This is a genomic window from Rivihabitans pingtungensis (genome assembly GCF_003201855.1).
Lineage (GTDB): Bacteria > Pseudomonadota > Gammaproteobacteria > Burkholderiales > Aquaspirillaceae > Rivihabitans > Rivihabitans pingtungensis.
The window spans coordinates 107988-130441 of record NZ_QJKI01000008.1; the positions used below are offsets into that span (position 1 = coordinate 107988).

Sequence of the window (22454 nt, forward strand, 5' to 3'; positions counted from 1 at the left end):
TGGCGGCAGGCTGTGGATAAGCTGCCTGTGGATAAACTGTCCACAGGGGTGGTAAAGGGGATGGTTGGCGGGGTGTGACCGGCCTGTGGGTAAGTTATCCACAGGGTATGGGGTGAGGGTAAAAAAACCGCCCTCTCTGCGTGGGCAGGGAGGGCGGTTTTTTTGTGGCGTGGCGCGCGCTGTGCGCAATCACGCCAGACGGGGGCGGTGCTCAGCCGGGCCGGCGCGGGTGAAAAGTCACCGGCGCCACAGCCGGCAGCGACACTGGCGGCGGCGATTGGAAGATGTGTTTTTTCATTTTGCCCATCACGTGCATTTCGCACGGCCGGCATTCAAATTTCAGCGTGTAGGTCTCATTGCCGTTTTTCAGCACCATCGGGTCGGCGCGCACCTGGCCCATCACGCCTTTCACGCCCTTGGCCTGTTTCGGGCACAGATTGAAGGAAAAGCGCAGGCAGTGCTTGGTGATCATCAGGCTGACTTCGCCGGCTTCTTCGTGCGCTTCGTAAGCGGCGTCGATCAGGCTGACGCCGTGGCGGGTGTAAAACTGGCGGGCCAGGTGGTTATACACATTGGCCAGGTAGCTGAGCGAGGTTTCTGGGTAGGCGGCGGGCGGCTCTACCGGGGTTTTGCGTGGCGGGCGCGGCCATTGCGCCACGCGCAGCGCTTGCAGCTCGGCGACGGCGTCGCGGCGCAGGGCGTTCAGCAGCGAGGCCGGGGCAAACCAGGGTTGGCGCAGGCGCAGGGTGATGTCGCGGGCGACAAACATGCTGTTGCCCAGCTTGGCCAGTTGTTCGCGCAGGCTGGCCAGCGCGCGTTCGCCGTCGCGGGCCGGCTCCAGCGCCAGCGGCGCATGGCGGGTGACGCTCAGGCCGTCTTCGTCGGTCAGCGTCAGCGCCAGGCCGTCGGCGTCGTCGCTGAGGGTCAGCCACACGCCCACCCGGCGATCGGCGGATTTTTTGCTCAGCGCTTGTTCCCAGGCGTGGTCGCGGTTGCGGTGCATTTGCATGCCGGGCTTGAGCTGGGCCAGCACGGCCGGGTCGTTGGGGGTGATTTTCCAGCGCTCGCCGTCGGCGTCGGCGCCCAGGTGTTGCACGGTGTTGGCCTGCACGCCGATGACGTCGCGTTTTTTCATGAAGTTCAGGCCGTCGCCATTGCTCAGCGGATCCTGGCACACCAGCTCAAAGCTGTGGGCGTGCACCCGGCTGACCACGCCCAGCGGCAGGCCGACGAATTTGGGCGAATCAAAGGCGCCAATATCGCCCTTGCGGCCGGTGGCAAAGTAATCGGTGCTGCCGCGATGAAAGGTTTTGTCCGGGTTGGGGGTAAAGCTGATATGGCATTCGCCGCTGGAGGCGCGCGCCAGCTCGGGGCGGCGGGCCAGAATCTCGTCCAGCAGCAGGCGGTAATGGGCGGTGATGTTCTTCACATAGTCCATGTCCTTGTAGCGGCCTTCGATCTTGAACGAGCGCACGCCAGCGTCGATCAGCGCTTCCAGATTGTCGCTTTGGTTATTGTCCTTCATCGACAGCAAATGCTTGTCGTAGGCCACCACCCGGCCTTGTTCGTCGGTCAGCGTGTACGGCAGGCGACAGGCTTGCGAGCAGTCGCCGCGATTGGCGCTGCGCCCGGTTTCGGCGTGGCTGATATAGCACTGCCCGGAAAACGCCACGCACAGCGCGCCGTGGATGAAATATTCAATGGTGGCGGCGTCGCCCACCCGCGCGGCCACCTGGCGGATGTCCGGCAGCGACAATTCGCGCGCCAGCACCAGCTGCGACAAGCCAGCGTCGGCCAAAAAACGCGCTTTGTCGGCGCTGCGGATATCGCACTGGGTGGAGGCGTGCAGCTGAATGGGCGGGATGTTCAGCTCCATGATGCCCATGTCTTGAATAATCAGCGCGTCCACGCCGGCATCGTAAAACTGGTGAATCAGCTGCCGCGCCGGTTCCAGCTCGTCGTCGTGCAGAATGGTGTTGAGGGTGACAAAAATCCGCGCGTGGTAGCGGTGGGCAAATTCCACCAGCTGGGCAATCTCGCTGACTGAATTGCCGGCATTGTGCCGCGCGCCAAACCCCGGCCCGCCGATGTACACCGCATCTGCCCCGTGCAGGATGGCCTCGCGGCCAATGTCGGTGGTTTTGGCCGGGGACAGCAATTCCAGTTGATGCGGCAACAGACTCATGGGGGCTTACCTGGGGGAGTAAAAAGAAACCGGATTATAACGAAGCCGCGCACACCGCCCGCACGCATCCGCGCAACCAGCGATGCGCCGCGTCGCCTTCCATGCGCGGATGCCACATCAGCGACACAGTAAACGTCGGCGCGGCAAACGGCAGGGCAAAGCTGTGCATGCCGTCGCGCAACTGGCCGGTGTGGCGCGCTGGCACGCTGGCAATCAACTCACTGGCGCGCGCCAGCGCCAGCGCGGTGGCAAAGCCGCTGACCTGGGCGACAATCCGCCGCTGCCGGCCCAGCGCCTGCAAAGCCACATCCACCGGCCCATGCGGCATGCCCTGGCGCGCCAGCGCCACATGGCTGCCCTGACAATAGCCCTCCAGGGTGTGCAACTGCCCTATCAAGGGGTGATCCGCCCGCGCCACGCCAATAAACTGATCACGAAACAAAGCCTGCACACGCAGTTCCGGCGCCGAATCCGCGCCAATCACCCCGGTTTCCAGGTCTACCGCCCCGCTACGCAAAGCCTGGCTGTCGCGGTCGATTTTTTGCACAAAACTCAAGCGCACCGCTGGCGCTTGCGCCGCGACATGCGCCAGCAAGGTCGGGCCAAAGTTATCCACAAAGCCATCGCTGACCCGCAGGGTGAACGTGCGCGCCAGCCCGGCCACATCCAGGGCCGCCGCCGGCTGCAACAACTGTTGCGCCGCCAGCAGCACCGGCCCCACCTGCTCGCGCAACAGCACGGCACGCGGCGTGGGCGTCAAGCCCCGCCCGGCGCGCACCAATAAAGGGTCGCCGGTCACCTCGCGCAAACGCGCCAAGGCCCGGCTCATCGCCGACGGACTCAAACCCAAACGCCGCGCCGCCCCCGCCACACTGCCCTCACTGAGCACAGCATCCAGGGTGATCAATAAATTCAAATCCGGAAGGTTCATCAGGATACGGTAGCACATCAATACCTCGCGCCACACGCAACAATACCTTGAAAACCATGCGTCTTCCGCCTGCTCAGCCCGCTGCCTAGACTGGCCTGACTGAGAGCCGCTCACACAACGCTCCTGGCGTGCTTGCGCGACCTTGCCGTGTCTGCGGTCGCACGCCTGGCCAGGACCGCTGCGCTGGGTTTTGTGAGTCGCTCTTAATCACCCACCGAAAGCACGCCATGACGATATCCTCCTCGCCCCTCGCTGACCCCGCCCCGCCGCCGTGGTCGCCCATGCTGTTGTTCAGCCTGTGTTTGTCCATGCTGCTGTCTGCGCTGGGCTCCAGCCTGGGCAATGTGGCCCTGCCCGCGCTGGCGCAAGCCTGGCGCGCGCCGTTTGCCCTGGTGCAGTGGGTGGCGCTGGGCTATCTGCTTACCCTTACTGCGCTCAGCGTCAGCGTCGGGCGCTTGAGCGACAGCCTGGGTCGCCGACGTTTGCTCTTGATTGGCATCGCCGTGTTCAGCGTGGGCTCGGCGCTGTGCGCCGCCGCGCCCAGCCTGCCGATGCTGATTGCCGCGCGGGCGCTGCAAGGGCTGGGCGCGGCGTGCATGATGGCGCTGAGCATGGCTGGGGTCAGCGATTGGGCGCCGGCAGGGCGCGCCGGCCGCGCCATGGGTTGGCTGGGCAGCTTGTCGGCGGTGGGCTCCACGCTGGGGCCGTCGCTGGGTGGCGGGCTGATTGCCTGGTCGGGCTGGCCGGCAATGTTCTGGCTTAGCGCGGCATTGGGCGCGCTGACCTGGCTGCTGAGCTGGCGCATCCTGCCCGCCGACCGACCGCGCCACGGGCCGGCTGCGCCGTTTGATGGCCAGGGCGCGCTGTGGCTGGCGCTGGCCCTGGTGTGCTATGCGCTGGCCGGCGCCGCCGGCTTCACCCTCAGCGGCCTGGCCTGGCTGGCGGCCATGCTGTTGGCGACGGCGGGCCTGGTCTGGCGGCAAGGCCGCGCGCCCGCGCCGCTGATTCCGCTGCCGCTATTGCGCCACCCCGCCTTGCGCGCTGGCTTGCTTGGCAGCCTGCTGGTGTCCACGGTGATGATGGCCACCCTGGTGGTCGGGCCGTTTTATCTGACCTTTGCCCTGGGGCTGACGCCGGGCAAGCTGGGCCTGGCGGTGGCGCTTGGCCCGCTGGCCGCCGCGTTGAGCAGCGCACCTGCCGGTCGTCTGGTGGACCGCTTTGGCGCGCCGCGCGTGGCTGGCGGCGGCCTGTGTGGCCTGGCCGTGGGCGCCGCCCTGCTGGCGCGCCTGCCGCTCAGCAGCGGCCTGGCCGGCTATCTGCTGCCCATCGTCAGCATGACGGTCAGTTACGCGCTGTTCCAGACCGCCAATAACACGGCGATGATGCAATGCGCCGCCCCCCAGCAGCGCGGGGTGCTGGCCGGGCTGTTGAATGTCTCGCGCAATCTGGGCCTGACCAGCGGCGCAGCGCTGATGGGCGCGCTATTCGCCTGGGGCGTGGGCAATAGTGACATGGCCCACGCTGCGCCCGAGGCAGTGGCGGCGGGGATGCGGCTGACGTTTGCCGTGGCGGTATTGATGGTGGGGCTGGCCGGATGGCGCAGCATGGGCCGCTTGCCGGATGCAGGCAGCCAAACGCCGGCAAACACGCGATAATCCCCGTTCCGCCATTTATTCAGGACCCGCCATGCACCCCACGCCGCCCGCCCCGCGCATTGCCATTGTTGTTGACTGGTTGCAGGACTACGCCGGCGCCGAGCGGGTGCTGGAGCAGTTGCTGCTGACCTTCCCGCAGGCCGAGGTGTTTGCCGTGGTGGATTTTGTGCCGGAGGCGTCGCGCGGGTTTTTGCAGGGCAAGCCGGTGCACACCACCTTTATCCAGCGCCTGCCGCTGGCGCGGCGGCTGTTTCGTCAGTATCTGCCCTTGATGCCGCTGGCGGTCGAGCAGCTGGATTTGAGCGGTTTTGACATTGTGATTTCCAGCAGCCATGCGGTGGCCAAGGGGGTGCTGACCGGGCCGGATCAGCTGCATGTCAGCTATGTGCATTCGCCGCTGCGCTACGCCTGGGACATGCAGCACGAATACCTGCGCGAAGCGGGCATGGCGCGCGGGCTGAAAAGCCTGCTGACGCGCTGGCTATTGCACCGGCTGCGGCTGTGGGATGTGCGCACCGCCAATGGGGTGGATCAGTTTGTCGCCAATTCGGCGTTTATCGCCCGGCGGGTGCGCAAGGCGTATCGGCGCGAGGCCGAGGTGATTTATCCGCCAGTGGACCTGAGCGCCTTTATCCCGTCGGCGGCGGCGCGCGGCCAGGCTTATGTGACGGTGTCGCGCATGGTGCCGTATAAGCGGGTGGATTTGATTGTCGAGGCGTTTGCCGGCATGCCGGACAAGCAGTTGATCGTGATTGGCGACGGGCCGGAGATGGCCAAGGTGCGCGCCAAGGCCGGCAGCAATGTGCAGATTTTGGGGCATTTGCCGTTTGAGGCGATGCGCGAGCATGTGCAGCGCGCCCGCGCCTTTGTGTTTGCCGCGCAGGAGGATTTTGGCATCGCCCCGGTCGAGGCGCAGGCTTGCGGCACGCCGGTGATTGCCTACGGGCGCGGCGGCGCGGCCGAGACGGTGCGCGGCTTGCAGCAAAACCCGCCGACCGGGGTGTTGTTTGAAGAACAAACCGTCGAGGCGCTGCGCGAGGCGGTGCGGCAGTTTGAGCAGCACGCGGCGCGCATCACCCCGGCGGCGTGCCGGCAAAACGCCGAGCGCTTTGCCATTGGCGTGTTCCGTCAGCGCATGGCGGCGCTGGTGGTGTCGCGCTGGTCGGGTTTGCAGGGCGAGGTGAAGTCCGGGGTGACCGGGTTCAAGCCGATTCAGCCAAAGGCCTTGTAGCGGGAGGGCTGGCGTGTGGTGACGGCACGCCAGCGGTGAGGCCGGCGCGGTTTATCCCGATGTGGTTTTTCTGCCACGGCCCAGCGCTGGCGCTTGCCCTTCGCTGACATCTGCACGCAATAAAAAACCCTGTCAGCGCAAGCTGACAGGGTTTTTTAAGATTGGTGCCCATGGGCAGAATTGAACTGCCGACCTCTCCCTTACCAAGGGAGTGCTCTACCCCTGAGCTACATGGGCTTTGGGGTCATTCCAAATTACTTGGAACGGCTCCGTCCAAAGCATTTGCCATAACGCTGGCAAAACAAAAGGACCAAGGTTTTGGCCGTGGCCCTTTTGCAGAATTGGGGTGGTGGGTTGTGAAAGGCTCGAACTTTCGACCTACGGATTAAGAGTCCGCTGCTCTACCAACTGAGCTAACAACCCACTTGAAACTTCAGTATAACACAGAAGTTTTGTCTCTGGTGGGTCGTGAGGGATTTGAACCTTCGACCAACGGATTAAAAGTCCGCTGCTCTACCGCTGAGCTAACGACCCACTCGAGAGGTGCATACTGTACTGAATGTTGCTGACTCGCGTCAATAGGTTTGTGAAATTTTTTTAGCGCCGTGCGCAAAACTCAGCGCTGTGATGCTGGCCTGGCGTGTGGCCGCAGACAGTGCGAGTTCTACGGCAAAGTCGCACAACAACGCCTGGGAGTTTTGTGAGCGGCGCTTAATGTCCGCCGCCTCGGGCGGCGGACAAAGCCCACACCACCCCCGCCACCATCAAGGCGCCGCCCAGCAGCAGCGGCCAATCCGGCCATTGCCAGGTGTAAAGCTGGCCGTAGGCGATGCCGGCCAGGGTTTCCACCACAATCAGCTGGCCGGCCAGGGTGACCGGCAGGCGCACGCTGGCCTGGCTCCACAGCCAGGACGCCCACCAGCCGCCAATCACGCCGGTAACCAACGCCACGGCGGCCAGACGCAGCCAGGCGTCGGCGCTGACCTGCGGCCAGGGCTGGCTGAATGCCCACGCGGCCAGCGCCAAGGCAAACGGCAGCACCGCCGCGCCGAGCATGGCGCTCCAGACGCTGGCGCTGAGCGCGCCGGCGCGCAGCAGGCGGGCGTTCATCAGGCCAAACCAGGTCCAGAAAGCCAGCGCCATCAGCGCCAGGCCCACGCCCAGGGCAAAATCACCCAGGCCATTGGCCGGCAGCCGCGCCAGCGCGTCGGCGTTCACCGCCAACAGGCCGGCGCCAATCAGCGCCAGCGAGGGCCACAGCCGCGCCCAGCGCAGCTCGCCGCCGCGCAGATTGGCCGCCAGCGCCAGGGTGACCGGCAGCATGCCAACAATCAGCGTGGGCAGCGGCACGCCGATCAGGCGGATGCCGCCCACCAGGCACAGGTAATACAGCAAATTGCCGCTGACGCTGCCCAGCACCGCCTGCCGCCACAGCGGATGGCGCAGTGGCGGCGGTCGCCAGCGCAGGCACAGCGCGGCAGAAAAACCGCCAAACACGATAAAGCGCGCGGCGCTGAGTTGGGCGGGGGTGAATTCCGGGGCAAACAGCGGGGCGGCAAAGCCCAGGCCCCACACCAGGCAGGCGGTGACGGCAAACAGGATTCCGGCAAACATGAGGGTGCTCAAAAACACGGCGCACCGCCGGGCCGCTGGCCAGTGGGCGGTGCGTCAGGCTGCGCGTGGGGGGACGCGCGCCGGGTGAATATCGGGGCTGGAACGCTGCGCCGCCGCGCCGCCGCGCAGCGGTTTGTCAGTTGCGCTTATGGCGACGGCAAGGCCGCCAGTTGGCGGGCAAAATCGGCAGGTGGGGTAAAGCCTACCACGCGATGCAGCTCGCGGCCATCTGGCGTCAGCACGATGATGCCGGGCGGGCCAAACAGGCCAAAGCGCTTGAGCAGGGCCTGGTGTTCCGGCCGGTTGGCGGTGACGTCGGCCTGCAAGCGCACAAAGCGCTGCAACTGGGCGCTGACGGCCGGGTCGGGGAAAGTTTCGGCTTCCATTTCCTTGCAGGCCACGCACCAGTCGGCGTAGAAATCCAGCAACACCAGCTGCTGGCTGGCGGCCAGCCGGGCGTCCAGCTCGGCGCTGTCGGCAATGCGGCTGAACGGCGGAAACTCGGCATGCGCCGCGCCGCTTAACCCGGCCCATGGCCGCAGCGGCTGGGTGGCGCCGGTGGCGGCGCCGCCCAGCCAGGCCAGGCCCAGCGCGGCGGCGGCCAGCGCCAGCCCGCGCGCCGGCGCGCCGCCCAGCCGCCACAGCGCCAGCGCGCTGCCCAGGGCAATCGCCGCCCACAACACCAGCGGCAGCCAGCCGGGCAAAAAGGGCGCGGCCAGATACACCGCCAGCGCCAGCATCACCACGCCAAACACTGCCTTGACCCGGTTCATCCACGCCCCGGCGCGCGGCAGCACCGCGCCGCCCAGCGCGCCCACCACCAGCAGCGGCGCGCCCAGGCCCATGGCCAGCGCATACAGCGCTGCGCCGCCCAGCCAGGCGTCGCCGCTGGCGCCGATATAGCCCAGCGCCACCGCCAGCGGCGGCGCCACGCACGGGCCGATAATCAGCGCCGACAACGCACCCATGGCGAACACCGACGCCAGCCGGCCGCCGCCCAGCCGCCCGGAGGCGTCGTTCAGGCGCGATTGCCAGGCCGACGGCAGCTGGATGGCGATCACGTCAAACATCGCCAGGGCAAACACCACCATCAGCGCGGCGGCGGACAAAATCACCACCGGCTGTTGCAGCCACACGGTCAGCAGGCTGCCAGTCAGCCCGGCGGCCACGCCCACCAGCACATAGCTGAACGCCAGCCCCTGCACATAGGCAAACGCCAGCGTCAGCCCGCGCATGCGGGTGAGCCGCGCGCCCTGGCCGGCGACAATCGCCGAGATAATCGGCAGCATTGGATACATGCAGGCGGTCAGCGCCATGCCCAGCCCGGCGACAAAAAAAGAAGCCAGCAGGGCTGGCAGGCTCAGGCGATCCAGGGCCGTGTCTTGCCCGGCGGGCGGCGGGCCGCCTTGCAGCCAGCTGCTGGCCGGGCGGCTGTCCGGCGTCAGCGTGCGCTGCTCGGGCGGGTAGCAAATGCCGGCGTCGGCGCAGCCTTGCAGGCTCAGTTGCAAACGGCCTTGATCCGGCCACGGTCCGACCAGCGGCACGTCCACACTGAACACGCCCCGGTAGATTTCGGTTTCGCCAAAATACGGGTCGTGCTTGCGCTTGCCCAGCGGCCAGGCCGGCGGCGCAGTCAGCCCGGCCGGCGCGCTGGCCAGCGCCAGCTTGTTGCGGTACAGGTAGTAGCCGTCGGCAATGCGGATATTCAGTCGCAAGGCCGGGCCGACGCGCTGCGCCTCCACCTGAAACGCCTGTTCGGGCGGCAACAGGTCTTTGGGGTCGAGCGCCAGGGCCGGCGTCGCCGCCAGCGCCAGGCAGGCGGCGAGCAGCGCCAGCCAGCCGCGCCATACAGAAAAAAACACGGACATCACACGGTTTTCCGTTCACAGGGGCTTGAAATGACCTCACCCGCCACCCAACTCAGATAGGATGGCAAACCATCGGCGATCGGCCAGCTGAGAATCTCCGGCACATCATACGGATGCAGTTGCGCCAGCCGCGCCATCAAGGCCGGCGCCGCCGAGGCGGTGGTCTTGCATAGCAACGGGGTTTCCCGCGCCTCTTCCAGCTGGCCTTGCCAGTGGTAGACAGACTGCACCTCGGGCAACAGGTTCACACAGGCGGCCAGCCGTTCGCCGACCACCGCGCGCGCCAGGTCGGCGGCGCAGGCCGTGGGCGCGTTGCACAAGAGCAGGACGATTTTTTCAGACATTTGGTTTTCAAGAGGCTTTCATGCGCAGGTTTGCTTGGATTGTACTGGCATTTCCCGTCATCGAACTGATCGGGCTGGTGTTGCTGGCCGGCCGCATTGGCGGTCTGGCCACCTTGCTGTGGCTGGTGGCCAGCGCGCTGGTGGGCATGTGGATTTTGCGCAACCAGCGCCTGGGCCTGCTGCTGACCGCCTGGGGCGCGCTGAACCAGGGCGGGCAGATGTCGCTGTATCAAATGCTGTGGCCGCTGCGCTTTTTGCTGGCCGGGGTGTTGTTGATCTTCCCTGGCGTCATCAGCGACATCATCGCCTTGATTCTGCTGTTGCCGCTGCGCGGCCCGCAACTGGGCGCTGGCCAGAGTGCGCCGGGCGAAGGCCCGCGCGCGGCGAATGATTCGGTGATTGAGGGCGAATTCAGCCGGGTGGATGATCCAAAAAAACGCCTGCCGGGGCAGGATTGAGCCCAGGTGTTGGGTTGTCATTCATGTGGGGCAAAGCTGCTCAGCATGCGACGCAATGAGCGTCGATCCAGCCCCAGAAGGTCTGCCGCCTGCGAAATCGATCCGGCGTATTCTACTATCCGGTTGATGTATTCCCAGCACAACCGGTTGAAATGACTGGCTTGCCCGGGTTGTGGGTGCACCGGCGGTGGCAGGGAGGGTTTGAGGCTGGACAGGATGTGTTCGGCCGAGCTGCCCCGTGGCAGATAACCATGGATGCCAATGCGGTGACAAGCGACCATGGTGGCGATTGAACTGTGCCCAGTGACCACTACGATATGCACTTCGGGAAATTCCTGGCGAATCTTGCTTAAACCCTTCAGATTGGGACCATCGTGCAGGCGTAGCTCACTTACCACCAGTGCCGGCCTGAGCACGCGCACCTGTGCCAGCAGGGATTTGCCGTTGGCGCACAGGTGTGGAACATAGCCCCGGTGGGTAAATTCCCGGGCCAGTATCTCGGCGGGGTGGCGAAATGGGTTGGCGATGACGACATGGGTGTCGTGTCGAGGGGAAATCAAATGCTCCATGACTATCGTATGAGAGAGGGCTCCCCACTGCACCACAGCCGGCAGCAGGGTTCCGGTGGTGGAAGGGGCGGTGTCTAGCAGGTTTTTTTGCTTGTGGATGCTGTGGTGCCAACGTAGCGCGACACCATGCGGCGAAATGAGCTGCGCTCGATACCGAGGGCCCGGGCTGCCGCTGAAATGGAGCCCGATTCCAGCAAGATGTCTTCAATCAGCATTTTTTTCATGCTGGCCAGTGTCAGTTGTGCGCCAGACGATACCGTGTGGGCATTCAGCCCCAGCGCATGCAGCACCAGGGCAGGTGGTGCGGGTTTGGGCAGATAGTCGTAAGCCCCGGCATGCAGGGCCGCGGAGGCATGGCTGACCTGGGCATGGTTGCTGACGGCAATGATGCGTGCTCCGGGCTGAAGTTGGTGGATCGCTGCTATGGTGTCCTGTGCTGTGTGCCCGTCCAGCACAAAATCGATGATGCAGGCGGTGAAGTTGACGCGCCGGCATGCATTCAGTGCCCCTGTCACATCGTTGACTTTCTCTACCTGTGCGCCCGCGGCCAGCAGGCTGTCGCGCATGCGTGCCCCCCAGGGGCTTTTATCCAGTAACAGCACCCGGCAGGGCGGGGAGACCATATGGGTGGGGGTGTTCATCGCTGACTGTCCTTCTGGTGCTTGGCTTCATGACTGGGTAAGCAAGCAGACATGGCGCTGCTCGCCCGGCTGGGTAGCGGGCGTCGGGCGATCTCCTGTCTTGTGGTGTTTATTGATTGGATTGCCTGAGGATTTGCCCTGGATAGCGCTGCCCGGCAATCGCCTGCGGGGCAAACAGGGTATCCAGTTGGGCAAACAGGCCAGCGTCAATGTTGAGCGTGGCTGCGGCCTGGTTTTCCAGCAGGTATTGCGAAGTACGGCTACCTGGGATCACATGCAGATGGGGCGCTTTGTGCAGCAGCCAGGCCAGGGCCAGTTGTGCCGATGTGATGCCCAGGGGGGTGCTCAGTTCGGTTAACTGCCGTACCAACGCCAGGTTGTGCTCAAGGTTTTCTGGCTGAAAGCGGGGCAGGCGGGTGCGCAAGTCTTGCGCTGGGTCTGCCTGGCTCATGAATTTGTCATCGATTCTGGCCGTCAGGAAACCGCGCCCTAATGGGCTGAATGCCACCACGGCAATGCCCATGCTGGCGCAGGCCGGCAGGATGTCGTGTTCGATGTCGCGGCTCCAGAGCGAATATTCACTTTGCAGGGCATCCACTTTTACCATGGCATGGGCGGTGCGCAGGGTATCCAGCGACACTTCGCACAGGCCAATGGCGCCAATCTTGCCTTCTTCCTTCAGGCGCGACAGGGCGCCCAGCGTTTCTTCCAGCGGGCAGTCGGGGTCACGTCGATGCAGGTAATACAGGTCGATATGTTCCACCCCCAGGCGACGCAATGAGGCATGGCAGCATTCACGCACATAGTCACTGCGGCCATTGGCGGTGATGTGATACTTGTTGGCCGGATCCCGCACAATGCCAAACTTGGATGCCAGTACCATGTTGTCCCGGGCAGATGGGCCATGTTGTGCCAAAAACTTGCCCAGCAAGGTTTCATTATGCCCTTGGCCATACATGTCGGCCGTATCATAATGCCTATAACCGATTTCATATGACATGGCCAGCGCCCGTAATGACACGTCGTCATCCGATGCGCCATAAAACTCGCTCATTCCCATGCAGCCCAAACCAATTCTTGGTGGCTGTTTACGCCCAAGCCGGGCAGTCAAATCATTCATTTCTATTTTTCCATGGTATGCATCGCTGCGCGATTGTCTTGTGTTAAGCGGCCGGCATCACGGGGTTAAGTATTTTTACGTAGCGTGTCTGACAATTCTATTGTCATCAATATACGTTGGACATGCTACAACAACCCTCCGGGGATGATAAGCCAGTGGGACATTATGCCCCACCTGTATCCATATAAACTTTTGCCAGTGCTCTATTGAATACCCGGGTGTGATCCTGCCGTAGGGACATATTGCCTCCGGGCAAATCGCCTCATGGGCCATCTTGTGTTCGGACTTTAATATGGGCATTCATATTTTCTGTGCGAAAGGATGCTTGGCCATGTTTTTGCCTGGGTATTGCCCGTTAATCGGCGTTGAGAAATGAAGGTGAACAAATTGATTCATCGTCAACTTGGCTATATGGAAGCCAGAATGCATTTGATGCAATCCATGTTTCATGGCTCAACGCAAGGTGCGTTGGCCGTGCGCTTGGAAGGTGAATTGAATATTCAACACCTGCACCAGGCATTACAACGTGCGGTATATGACTTTCCAATCATGCGCACCGTGATTGCCGAATGTGACGGGCAGCCTTGTTTTGTGGATGGGGCGTCTGGTGCCTTGCCGGTCACGGTGGTGGCGCGTGAGCAGGATGATGACTGGCGCAAGGTGCTGGCCCGGTTGAACGATCAGCCGCTGGATGCGGCACGCCAGCTGTGGCGCCTGGTGGTACTTACCCCTACCCAGGTCACACCGGGCCAGCCGCCATGCCACGATCTCTTGCTGTGCTTGCACCATGCCCTGATGGATGGAACGGCGGCGGATACTTTTTTGCATCGTGTACTGACCTACTGCACGCATCCGGCGTGCCCACCTCAGGATGCCCGGCCGCGCAGCGTGCCACCAGCGGCCGAAACCGTACTGCCTACCAAGATGCAGATGACTTGGTCCGAGTTTGTGGGCTGGCAGCGTGAGCAGCAGGCCCAGCTGCCAGTGCTGCCGCCCTTGCCACACCTTGCCACCATGCCCTTGCAGGCCAGACGCACGGCGCTGGCGACCATGCATGTAGATGCCGGGCAATTGGCCAGACTGATGGACTGGGCAGCCAGGCAGGACGTCACATTGAATTCTGTGTTGTCTGCCGCGCTGTTGCTGGCCGTGGATGCGCACACTCCGGGGCGTGAGCAATGGGCCTTGTACACCACGTTTTCCTTGCGGCGGCTGTGTGCCGCACAGATCGATGAGCACGATGTGGGCTGTTGTATGACGGTCCTGCCTACTGTGCACCGGGTATCTGGGCAGGAGGTGGGCAGTCTGGCGCGTGAGCATCAGCATGCGCTGGCCCGGGCGGTCATGCGTCAGACCCGTGTGCCGGTTTCGGTGGATGTTGCGCAGTTGCGTGAGGCGCTGATGCCGCTGCGCCATCTGACACATTTTGTCAGTGACCTTGGCTTGACTTTTGGCGAATCCCGCTTGCAATCGGCATATGGTGATTTGCGCATCCGTCATTTTTATCCCAGTGTGAATCGCTCGCTGGGTAATTTGGCGCTGGCCGTGCATGGCGTGCGTCTGAATGAATCCTTGTTTCTGACTTTCAATCATACCGTCCCGCTGCAAAGTGCAGATTGGGTGGATCGAGTCATGTCCCGTTTTATGGATATCGTGTCGTCTTGTCCGGCGACTGGTGGGTGATGGGCATGAGTTTATTGGTACGCAACTTTATCTGGATGACACTCCATGACTGATACTGTAATGGCAGCAGATGCTGCGCCCATTCAAGCAGGGCACGCTGAAACCACGCTTAAATTTGCCGAGGTATTACTGAAGGAAATTCGGCGTCGTGGAATCAAACGTGTGTTTGGGGTGCCTGGGCGAGAAAATGCCGGGATTCTGTTCAATGAAGTCGAAGACCTGGAGTATGTGACCACCCGGGTTGAATTCACTGCCGGGATTGCTGCCGATTTTACTGGCCGACTCACCCGCAAGCCACAAGTGTGCTTTTCCACCATGGGGCCGGGTGCCACCAACATGACCACGGCCATGGCCTCGGCGATGTTGAACCATTCACCGCTGATTCTGATCTCGGCCCAGCTGGAAAGTGACGACAATTATTACAACCTGACCCACCAGTGTGTGGATCAAGCTGCAGTCATGGCACCGTTGTGCAAATGGTCGTATGAGCTGAAAAGCCCGCAGGATTTACCTTGGGCTATTGATCGCGCCTTTCGTCTTGCCGTGACCGAGCCGGTCGGGCCGGTGCATCTGGCGATTCCCACTGATTTTTTCAAACAACCCATTCGCGTCAGTCACGATTTGTCACGTGAATTGCCGCAACGGATTCTGTGCGAAGAAGGCCCGCCAGATGAACAGACGCTGGCGCAAATCCACCATATGCTCAAGCAGGCTCGCCAACCGGTGTGCCTGATTGGCGAAGGCACGGTACGCATTGGCGCAGAAAAAGCCGTGCTGGATTTTTGCCGGGCCTGGAATATTCCGTTTGTCACTGCCGCCAACGCCAAAGGGATTGCGCCATTTGCCGATCCACTGAATTACGGTGCGGCCAGTCCATACATGGAAGGCATCATGGGCTATCACGCACTGGCCGACATGTATACCCCGGTGGATTTGCTGCTGTGTGTCGGCTATCAGTATGTGGATGATCTGCTGCCAAAAATGTGGGCATACGGTGAGCCCAAGCAGGTTGTGGCCATCAGCAGTCACGCCATCACGGAAATTCACGCCAAGTTTTCTCCTGATGTCAGTGCAGTGGGCAATCTGCCGTTGATTCTCTATGACTTGACCGAGCGCGGGGTGGATCGCAAGCCATCGCGGCCGATGGACACGCTCAAGTCCGTATACCGCTCAATCATTGACGGGCAGCGCACCGTCAATGGCCGTCTGACTCCCATCCAGGTGCTGGATACGGTTAATCGGAATCTGGGGGACGGCATTTTGTGTACCGATATCGGCTATTACCGTCACCACGCGATCTTGTTCAGTGATCCTCCCGCATCCGGGCGCTTTTTTACCGATGCAGGGCTGTCCAGCTTTGGTTCTGGCTTGCCCAGCGCCATTGCTGCGCAAATTGCCTGCCCCGACCGACAAACCTTTCTGGTGTGCGGCGATGGCGGCTTTCATTCAGGCAGTGGCGATCTGGAGACGCTTGTACGCTATCAACTGCCGGCCATTGTGATTGTCATGAACAATGGGGCTTTTGAGCTGATCGAGCTGTACCAGAAGCGTAATAACAAAACCCATAACCCCAAAGTGGTCCGGCTGGGCTCGGTGGACTTCGTCAAGCTGGCCCAGGCCAATGGTTGTCGTGGGGTGCGTGCTGACAGCATGGAGGCGTTGGAAGCCGCCATCCGTTCGCATGACCGGCGTCAGCCGCTGGTGATCGAAGTGCCGATGGAATACCGCGATCGGGATTCATTCCGTGAGTCATTCTGATTGACCGGCTGCATGGGGAAAGCTTGCATGAGCACATTGATTGCACATTTTGACGCCATGGCCTTGCGCCATGGCGACAAGCCGGCGCTGATCCAGGAGCATCGCCAGATCAGTTACGGCCAATTGCGTGAAGCCAGTGAACGTCTGGCCCAGGCGCTCAGCGAGGCGGGCCTGCGCGCAGGTGCGCATATTGCGCTGGATGGCGTCAACGAAATCGAGTTTGTCATTGCCTATCTGGCCATTGCCCGCATGGGGGCATGCCTGGCTCCGATCGACAGCCGCTTGTCTTTGCCGGAAGTAGATGTGTTGCTGGCTGATTTTCAGCCTGGTGCCTGTCTGTTGCTGGATGAGGGTTCGCCATTATCCCAAGCCATGCAGGCGCGATCCGACTGGCAGGTGCTGTCCTTGTCCGGGCCAGATGAGCCGGCGGTGACGCTCTGGCTGGACCCACTGCGCTGCCATGCCACACCGGCACAAGCCGGCGATCTGGTGGTGCAGTATTCCTCCGGTTCCACTGGCAAACCCAAAGGCATCATCCTGAGCCGGGACAATATTTTCCACAAGGTCAACAACTGGAACATCACGCTGGATATCAGCGACAAGGATGTTTTTTTGTGCACGCTGACACTGAGCCATTGCTACGGCATGTATGTGCACACCCTGGCCGGCTTGCTGGCGGGGGCGGTGGTGCATCTGCCCCGCCTGGCCGGGCTGACCCCCGGTCGCATCCTGCGCATGCTGGCTGACTGGCAGGTGACCGTGTTTGGCTCTTTACCCTATATGTATCAGCTCTGGCTGGCCGTGCCGGCAGAGCGGGTGCGGCTGGACAGTGTGCGCTATCTGATCAGTGGCAGCGCCCCGCTGCCCGAGGTGACCGCCCGCGCCTTTCATGACACCTTCGGGCGTAATCTCAATCAGGTGTATGGCCTGACGGAAATCGGCCTGATTACCTTCAACAAGCACGGCAACAACCCGATGTCGCTGGGCTGGCCCACGGCCAATATGGTCTGCCGGGTGGTGGATGAATCGGGCCAGGAATGTGCCGTGGATCAGCCGGGCGAGTTGCTGGTGCGTTGCGCTTCCATGGCACGTGGCTATCTGGACAACCCCGAAGAGGCGCGGGAGATGTTTCGTGATGGCTGGTTGCACACCAAGGATGTGGTGCGCCGTGCCGCCGATGGCAGCTTTGTGATGTGCGGGCGGCTGTCCCAATTCATCAACGTGGGTGGCAACAAGGTGTCGCCTGCGGAGGTGGAAAACACCCTGCTGGCCCATCCTGCCATCAAGGAGGCGGCGGTAGTGGGGCAGCGTGGTGCCGCGGGTGAGGATGTGGTGGCGTTTATCGTGCGCCAGCCTGGCCAGCCGCATCTGGAGCCGCGCGATGTCTTTCAGTATTGCGCTGAGGCGTTGTCCGGCTACAAGCGCCCCCGGGTGGTGCACATCATCGATGCCTTGCCCAAGAGCCCCTTGGGCAAGGTACTCAAGGCCCAGTTGTTTACCTGCCTGGGCTGAGCCATATCCCTCTGCCACGAGACCCTCACATGAATGTTTTGAATTCCGCCGAAATTTATGCCCGGCTATTGCCTTTGCTGCACCAATCGACATCGCGCCCGCTGGATGCCCCAGTCTCTCCGGACGACCGGCTTGAACAGGATCTGGGCCTGGATTCGATCGGATTTCTCACCCTGGGCCTGTATCTGGAAGAAGCCTTTGGACTGGATATCGGGGCCGATGTCGAGGCATATGGCCAGGTGATCACGGTAGCCGACATGGTGGACTTTGTGGCGCAACGCATTTGAACGCATGGCTGGCTGCCCCGGCCAGCCATGGTGGAGATGAGCATGAGCTGTTATCTGATAGTGGGCGATGCCTACGATACATTTTCCCGGCATGAGGGTGTGCTGGGCATTTCCCAGGCTTTGCGACTGTTTGCCGAGGTGCCGCCCGAGATGCCAGGGCGGGTGATCATCGGGCAGGGTATTGCCGAATCGGCGCGGGCGCAGTTGCTGGCATTGTTGCCGCCGGAGGTGGTGTTGGATGGGCTGGCCACCCAAGGTGACCCGGCTCCGCTGTGGTTGACCCACAAAACCCGGCGGGCCCATGTGCTGATTGCCGAGGCGGGAGCACCGGGCGAATTGAGCTATGACTACCACCTTATTCTGGATGATGCGGACGACCGTCTGTGTGATCACGTCACGGGTCAGCATGTCAGCGCCATGCTGCTGATGGAGGCCGGCCGCCAGGCGGTGATTGCATCCATCGAGCGACAATATCCCGCCGTGGCTGGCAAATGGGGCATCGTGCTGGACAAACTCACCGCCAGCTTTGCCAGTTATGCCTTTCCGGTGCCTACTCACCTGCGGGTGATCATTCAACCCTGGGGTGAGGCCAGCAACAAGCATGTGCAGGCTGCCTTGAGGGTGGTTTTCCAGCAGGCCGATGTCGAAGTATGCCGCATGCAGTTTGATGTGCAACTGTACAAGCAGGCTGCGCTGGAAAGCATTGAAAAGCGCAAGGCCAGGGCTTTGGTTGACACCCTGTTGGCCTCCCATCCCGACAACGCTGCCCTGGTGTAATGTCATGAATGATCCTCGTCCTGTTTCCCTGGCGTCTGCCGAGCCAGTGCTGATTGTCGGGGCTGGCCCCACCGGGCTGACCCTGGCTTGCGCGCTGGCCCGCCATGGTGTGCCTCATGTCCTGATTGACCGCAAGGCCCATGCCTCGCATGAAAGCAAGGGCCTGGCGGTGAATATTGCCTGTCAGTTTCTGTTTACCCTGCTGGGCACCCCGATGCAGCCCGGCCCCCATGGCTGCCGGCTGGAGCGTCTGAATCTGCTCTGGCAGGGCCGCGCATTCAGTGCCATTGATTTTCGCCATCTGGATTTTCCGATCCGTTCGCTGATTTCCCAGCCCCAGCCGGATACCGAGCAACAGCTGGAGGCCGCCCTGACCATGCTGGGGGGCGGTCAGCCACGCTGGCAAACCGAGCTGGTGGGCCTGGCATCTTCCGACAATGGGGTATGGGCCAGTTTGCGCGGCATGGATGGCGAGACCCGGCGCGAGCATTTTTCCTGTGTGGTGGGCTGTGATGGCAAGCACAGCCTGGTGCGCGAGCATCTTGGTGCCACCATGGATGGGCATGGTTATCCCATGCATTTCGTACTCGGCGATTTTGAACTGGACTGGCCGGGTGAGCCGGGGCAGGTGTATTACCATGTGCATCCGCAGGATTTTTTCATCCTGATCCCCTTGCATGGGCGATGCTGGCGTGTGGTAGTCAAATACGACGGTGATGTGCCTGCGGAGCAGCCCTTGGTGGATGCCATGGTACGTGAACCGGTGACCCGGTTGCTGGGTCGTGACATCTTCCGTAGTGCGTCCAGTTGGCTGTCCCGTGCCCCATTTTACGGGCGGGTGGCCGGGTATTTGCGGCAAGGGCGCTGCTTTATTGCTGGCGATGCTGCGCATCTGGTCAGCCCGATTGGCGGTACGGGCATGAACGCCGGCATGCAGGATGCATTCAATCTGGCCTGGAAATTGTCACTGTGCCTGCGTGGCCAGGCCCTGGCCGCTTTGCTGGACAGCTATGAGCCGGAACGTCTGGAAGCTGTGCGGGCCAATGGGGATGCCACGGATCTTGCCACCCGGCTGATTGCCCGCCTGAATACCGATCTGACACCACTGGCCCCGCTGTTGCCCAAGATGGGTAACCGCGCTGTCTGGCGCACACAACTGCCACGCCAGTATTCCGGGCTGGCACAACACTACTCGCAAGGCATGCTCGTGCCGAAGCAAAATCCTCTGGCCGGCGGCTTTGCCTTGCCGATGCTGGATGTGGTGGCCTGGCTGGCGAGCCATGGACAGCACCCGCCATCGGATGCCTTGTGGCTGATGGTCGGAGCCGGTGCGGATGCGGATCTGCCCGGGCTGAGTACGCTGGCACAACGCTATCCCACGCAATTGCGGGTGGTGTATCTGGGGTCGCCAGCGGCCATGCCTGTCGCAAGCGGTGTCTTTGCCGCTCCCTGGCCGGCATCGGTACCTGTGCCAGTGCCATTCGGGCAGTTGCAACTGTGGCGCCCGGACGGGGTGATTGCTTTTGCCGGCGAGCATCGACAACTGGACGCGCTGAGCGACTGGCTGGCCGACTGGCTGGTGCCGGCGCAAGCGCCGGTGGGGGCTGGGTAAGCCGACGTCACACCGTCCATACGATCTTCCTGATGTTTGGTGCTGTCTGCGACAGCAGACAGCACAAAGCCGTATGACACGGCCGCGCAGCAACGCAGGAAGGTTTTGTGAGCGGCTTTCACGACTTCCGGACAGCGCGCCGGGGTGATCGTGCCTGCCGGATATCGCCTCTGGCACTATCTGGCGCTGTTTTGTGCAAGGAGGGTGCATGCGCACATCCATGTTGTCGCTGTCCTGTGGCCAGATTGAAATTCTGGAATCCATGGGCACCGGGCCCGCCGTCTTGCTGTGCCATGGCAACTCTGCGGCGGCAGAGGTGTTTTCTGACTGGCTGGCCGGGCCGCTGGGGGCCCGGTATCGGCTGATTGCCATGAGTTTTCCCGGCCATGGTGCCTCAACGCCGGCGGCTGACCCGGCGCAGGATTACACCATTGCCCGGCTGGGCGAGGTTGCCGTGGAAGTGGTCGCCGCACTTGGGCTGCATCACTATGCACTGCTGGGGCAAAGCCTGGGTGGCCATGCCTTGCTGGAAACATTGGATTGCTTTGCCGGTGCCTGCGGCCTGGTGTTGTTATCGGCCCCGCCATTATCACTTGATACTCTGAGCGAGGCGTTTTTACCCGATCCCTCCGGTGGGCTGCTGTTTACCGGAGCCTTGACATCAGACGAAGCCCGCCAGCTGGCCGGATGTTTTGTGGCCGACCCCGCAGCCGGGACATGGCAAAGTTTGCTCCCGCTGATTTTGCGCACCGACCCTGCCTTTCGTCCCGCCTTACTCGCCAGTCTCCAGCAGGGCGCCATGCGTGATGAGCGTAGCTGTCTGGCCCGGGCGCCATGGCCTGTGGCGGGGCTGTGTGGCAGTGCCGACCGCTTTTTGCGACAGGGCGCCGCATCCGCAGTGCCGGCCGACATATGGTGGCGTGGTGGGCCGGTGCAACTGGCTGGCGCAGGCCATGCCTTGCAGCTGGATGCCCCGGCCGCCAGTGCCGATCTGGTGGCGGCCTATCTGGCCGAGCGTTTTGCTCCGGGAGCATGAGCATGCCGCGTTATGCCTTTTTTGATCTGGATGGCACCTTGATTCGCGACACCAGCCTGCTGTCTTTTCAGGCCTGGCGGATGGCCAGCGTCAGTGAGCGTGATCAATGGGCGGCCACCATGCAGCAACTGGCGCAATGGCGTGCTTCAGGGGTATCCAGGGCTCACCAGAATGCCTGGTTTTATCAGCGGCATTTTGCTGGCTTGCCGCTGGCCCTGGCCCGCGAGCAGGCCGAACAATGGTTGCTCTGCCGTATGGCGCAACCCGGGTTTTTTCATGCCGGCACGCTGGCCGCCTGGCAGGCTCTGCGTCAGCAGGGCGTCAGCGGCGTTATGGTGACCGGGTCATTTCGTGAAGTGGCGCAGGCCGTGGGCGCCAGGATTGGCATACACACCTGCTTGTGTGCCCCTTTGCGGGTGAGTGAGGGGTGTTATACCGGTGAGCTGGATGGCCTGCCCATGATTGGCGAGGGCAAAGCCCAGGCAGTGCGCAAATTCTTGCAGACGCACCAGGCCGATCCTGCCGGGTGCAGTGGTTTTGGCGATGATATTTCCGATGTGCCTTATCTATCCTTGTTGGGTCAGCCCCATGCCGTGGCCGGCACATGTGCAGCCCTGCTGCAGCATGCGCGCCAGCAGGGCTGGCCGGTTCTGTAAGTATTGCCACGGCCGCCGCGATGTAGCGCGGTGTGAGCATGGCTCAGGGGCTTGGTATTCCATCTCCGATGGGCGTCATCGACAGGATGGATTGCCCGGGCTCCAGCAAATAAACCGCCGCCACTTTCCAGTCGTGTTCTGTCCGGCGCAGCACATACACATTGTGCAAGGTTTTGATCAACTGCCCTGCCGCATCGCGTAGCCACCAGCGCACCACACAGTCAGCCAGCCCTTCCCCCAGCGCTCGGACTTGATCCAGCTGCCAGTGCGCTGTACGCAAGCCGGCCAGACGCAACTGATCAATGGCTGCGGTGAATGCCGTGGTTAGGGCTTCCGCATCGACGCATACCCTGGCGTCCTGACTATCCAGTGCCAGTGTGGGCGCTTGCCAGAACGCCGCAACGGCGGTGGCGTCAAGGTGTTCGAAAGCTGCCTGATATGCCGTCAGCCAGCGATGGATATCCTGGTGCAGGTGCAAGGGAGTGGGTGAAGTCATGGCAAGCCACACGCGTCAAAA

20 protein-coding genes and 3 tRNA genes are annotated in these 22454 nt (G+C 62.5%); 11 read left to right on the forward strand and 12 right to left on the reverse strand.

What is annotated here, in order from left to right; all coding sequences use genetic code 11:
- Window positions 1–211: 211 nt before the first annotated feature.
- A complete protein-coding gene (locus DFR34_RS08250) occupies window positions 212–2185 on the reverse strand; it encodes a peptidase U32 family protein (RefSeq protein WP_110390672.1) in 1974 nt (657 codons plus the stop codon).
- Between the two features lie 34 nt (window positions 2186–2219).
- Complete coding sequence (locus tag DFR34_RS08255; RefSeq protein ID WP_245906842.1) at window positions 2220–3134, reverse strand: LysR family transcriptional regulator; 915 nt, start codon at window positions 3132–3134, stop codon at window positions 2220–2222.
- A gap of 209 nt (window positions 3135–3343) precedes the next feature.
- On the opposite strand from DFR34_RS08255, the gene DFR34_RS08260 reads away from it, so the two are divergent.
- Both DFR34_RS08260 and DFR34_RS08265 read left to right on the forward strand, forming a co-directional pair.
- Window positions 3344–4771: an MFS transporter gene (locus tag DFR34_RS08260; RefSeq protein ID WP_211309338.1), complete on the forward strand. Its 1428-nt coding sequence runs from the start codon at window positions 3344–3346 to the stop codon at window positions 4769–4771.
- A gap of 31 nt (window positions 4772–4802) precedes the next feature.
- On the forward strand, window positions 4803–6002 hold the full coding sequence (locus DFR34_RS08265) for a glycosyltransferase family 4 protein (RefSeq protein WP_110390674.1): 1200 nt from the start codon (window positions 4803–4805) through the stop codon (window positions 6000–6002).
- Between the two features lie 162 nt (window positions 6003–6164).
- On the opposite strand, the gene DFR34_RS08270 is transcribed toward DFR34_RS08265, so the two are convergent.
- The 6 genes from DFR34_RS08270 to cutA form a co-directional block, all read right to left on the reverse strand.
- A tRNA-Thr gene (locus DFR34_RS08270) sits at window positions 6165–6239 on the reverse strand.
- Window positions 6240–6349: 110 nt separating this feature from the next.
- Window positions 6350–6425 (reverse strand) — tRNA-Lys (locus DFR34_RS08275).
- A 36-nt stretch (window positions 6426–6461) separates the two neighbouring features.
- A tRNA-Lys gene (locus DFR34_RS08280) sits at window positions 6462–6536 on the reverse strand.
- Window positions 6537–6713: 177 nt separating this feature from the next.
- Window positions 6714–7616 carry a DMT family transporter gene (locus DFR34_RS17105; protein WP_158281768.1) on the reverse strand — a complete coding sequence of 301 codons (903 nt, stop codon included), beginning with the start codon at window positions 7614–7616 and terminating at the stop codon, window positions 6714–6716.
- Window positions 7617–7762: 146 nt separating this feature from the next.
- A complete protein-coding gene (dsbD, locus tag DFR34_RS08290; protein WP_110390675.1) occupies window positions 7763–9484 on the reverse strand; it encodes a protein-disulfide reductase DsbD in 1722 nt (573 codons plus the stop codon).
- A complete protein-coding gene (gene cutA / locus DFR34_RS08295) occupies window positions 9484–9828 on the reverse strand; it encodes a divalent-cation tolerance protein CutA (RefSeq protein WP_110390676.1) in 345 nt (114 codons plus the stop codon). Before cutA ends, dsbD begins: the two co-directional genes overlap by 1 nt.
- Before the next feature lie 20 nt (window positions 9829–9848).
- On the opposite strand from cutA, the gene DFR34_RS08300 reads away from it, so the two are divergent.
- Window positions 9849–10286, forward strand: a complete 438-nt coding sequence (locus DFR34_RS08300; RefSeq protein ID WP_110390677.1) for an FxsA family protein — start codon at window positions 9849–9851, stop codon at window positions 10284–10286.
- 17 nt (window positions 10287–10303) lie between these two features.
- Here the strand turns inward: DFR34_RS08300 and DFR34_RS08305 are convergent, their stop codons facing one another.
- From DFR34_RS08305 to DFR34_RS08315, 3 genes are all read right to left on the reverse strand, one after another.
- Window positions 10304–10855 (reverse strand): response regulator transcription factor, encoded by a 552-nt coding sequence (locus DFR34_RS08305; protein WP_110390706.1) that lies wholly within the window; start codon window positions 10853–10855, stop codon window positions 10304–10306.
- A 74-nt stretch (window positions 10856–10929) separates the two neighbouring features.
- Window positions 10930–11496, reverse strand: a complete 567-nt coding sequence (locus tag DFR34_RS08310; protein WP_110390678.1) for a DNA-binding response regulator — start codon at window positions 11494–11496, stop codon at window positions 10930–10932.
- A 109-nt stretch (window positions 11497–11605) separates the two neighbouring features.
- The gene (locus DFR34_RS08315; protein WP_110390679.1) at window positions 11606–12616 is read right to left on the reverse strand and encodes an aldo/keto reductase; all 1011 of its coding nucleotides are present in this window, start codon (window positions 12614–12616) and stop codon (window positions 11606–11608) included.
- 372 nt (window positions 12617–12988) lie between these two features.
- Here DFR34_RS08315 and DFR34_RS08320 point away from each other — a divergent pair, with 372 nt between their 5' ends.
- From DFR34_RS08320 to DFR34_RS08355, 8 genes are all read left to right on the forward strand, one after another.
- The gene (locus DFR34_RS08320; RefSeq protein WP_110390680.1) at window positions 12989–14299 is read left to right on the forward strand and encodes a condensation domain-containing protein; all 1311 of its coding nucleotides are present in this window, start codon (window positions 12989–12991) and stop codon (window positions 14297–14299) included.
- Window positions 14300–14344: 45 nt separating this feature from the next.
- Window positions 14345–16057, forward strand: coding sequence for a thiamine pyrophosphate-binding protein (locus DFR34_RS08325; RefSeq protein WP_110390681.1), 1713 nt, complete (start codon window positions 14345–14347; stop codon window positions 16055–16057).
- A 27-nt stretch (window positions 16058–16084) separates the two neighbouring features.
- Complete coding sequence (locus DFR34_RS08330; RefSeq protein WP_158281769.1) at window positions 16085–17569, forward strand: class I adenylate-forming enzyme family protein; 1485 nt, start codon at window positions 16085–16087, stop codon at window positions 17567–17569.
- A gap of 29 nt (window positions 17570–17598) precedes the next feature.
- Window positions 17599–17856 carry an acyl carrier protein gene (locus tag DFR34_RS08335; protein ID WP_110390683.1) on the forward strand — a complete coding sequence of 86 codons (258 nt, stop codon included), beginning with the start codon at window positions 17599–17601 and terminating at the stop codon, window positions 17854–17856.
- 42 nt (window positions 17857–17898) lie between these two features.
- Entirely contained in the window at window positions 17899–18633 is a 735-nt protein-coding gene (locus tag DFR34_RS08340; RefSeq protein ID WP_158281770.1) for an AfsA-related hotdog domain-containing protein, read from the forward strand.
- 4 nt (window positions 18634–18637) lie between these two features.
- On the forward strand, window positions 18638–20245 hold the full coding sequence (locus DFR34_RS08345; RefSeq protein WP_158281771.1) for an FAD-dependent monooxygenase: 1608 nt from the start codon (window positions 18638–18640) through the stop codon (window positions 20243–20245).
- 208 nt (window positions 20246–20453) lie between these two features.
- The gene (locus tag DFR34_RS08350) at window positions 20454–21281 is read left to right on the forward strand and encodes an alpha/beta fold hydrolase (RefSeq protein WP_110390686.1); all 828 of its coding nucleotides are present in this window, start codon (window positions 20454–20456) and stop codon (window positions 21279–21281) included.
- Between the two features lie 2 nt (window positions 21282–21283).
- The gene (locus DFR34_RS08355; RefSeq protein WP_158281772.1) at window positions 21284–21937 is read left to right on the forward strand and encodes an HAD family hydrolase; all 654 of its coding nucleotides are present in this window, start codon (window positions 21284–21286) and stop codon (window positions 21935–21937) included.
- Between the two features lie 43 nt (window positions 21938–21980).
- On the opposite strand, the gene DFR34_RS08360 is transcribed toward DFR34_RS08355, so the two are convergent.
- Window positions 21981–22433, reverse strand: a complete 453-nt coding sequence (locus DFR34_RS08360; RefSeq protein WP_110390688.1) for a DUF6841 family protein — start codon at window positions 22431–22433, stop codon at window positions 21981–21983.
- Window positions 22434–22454 lie beyond the last annotated feature (21 nt).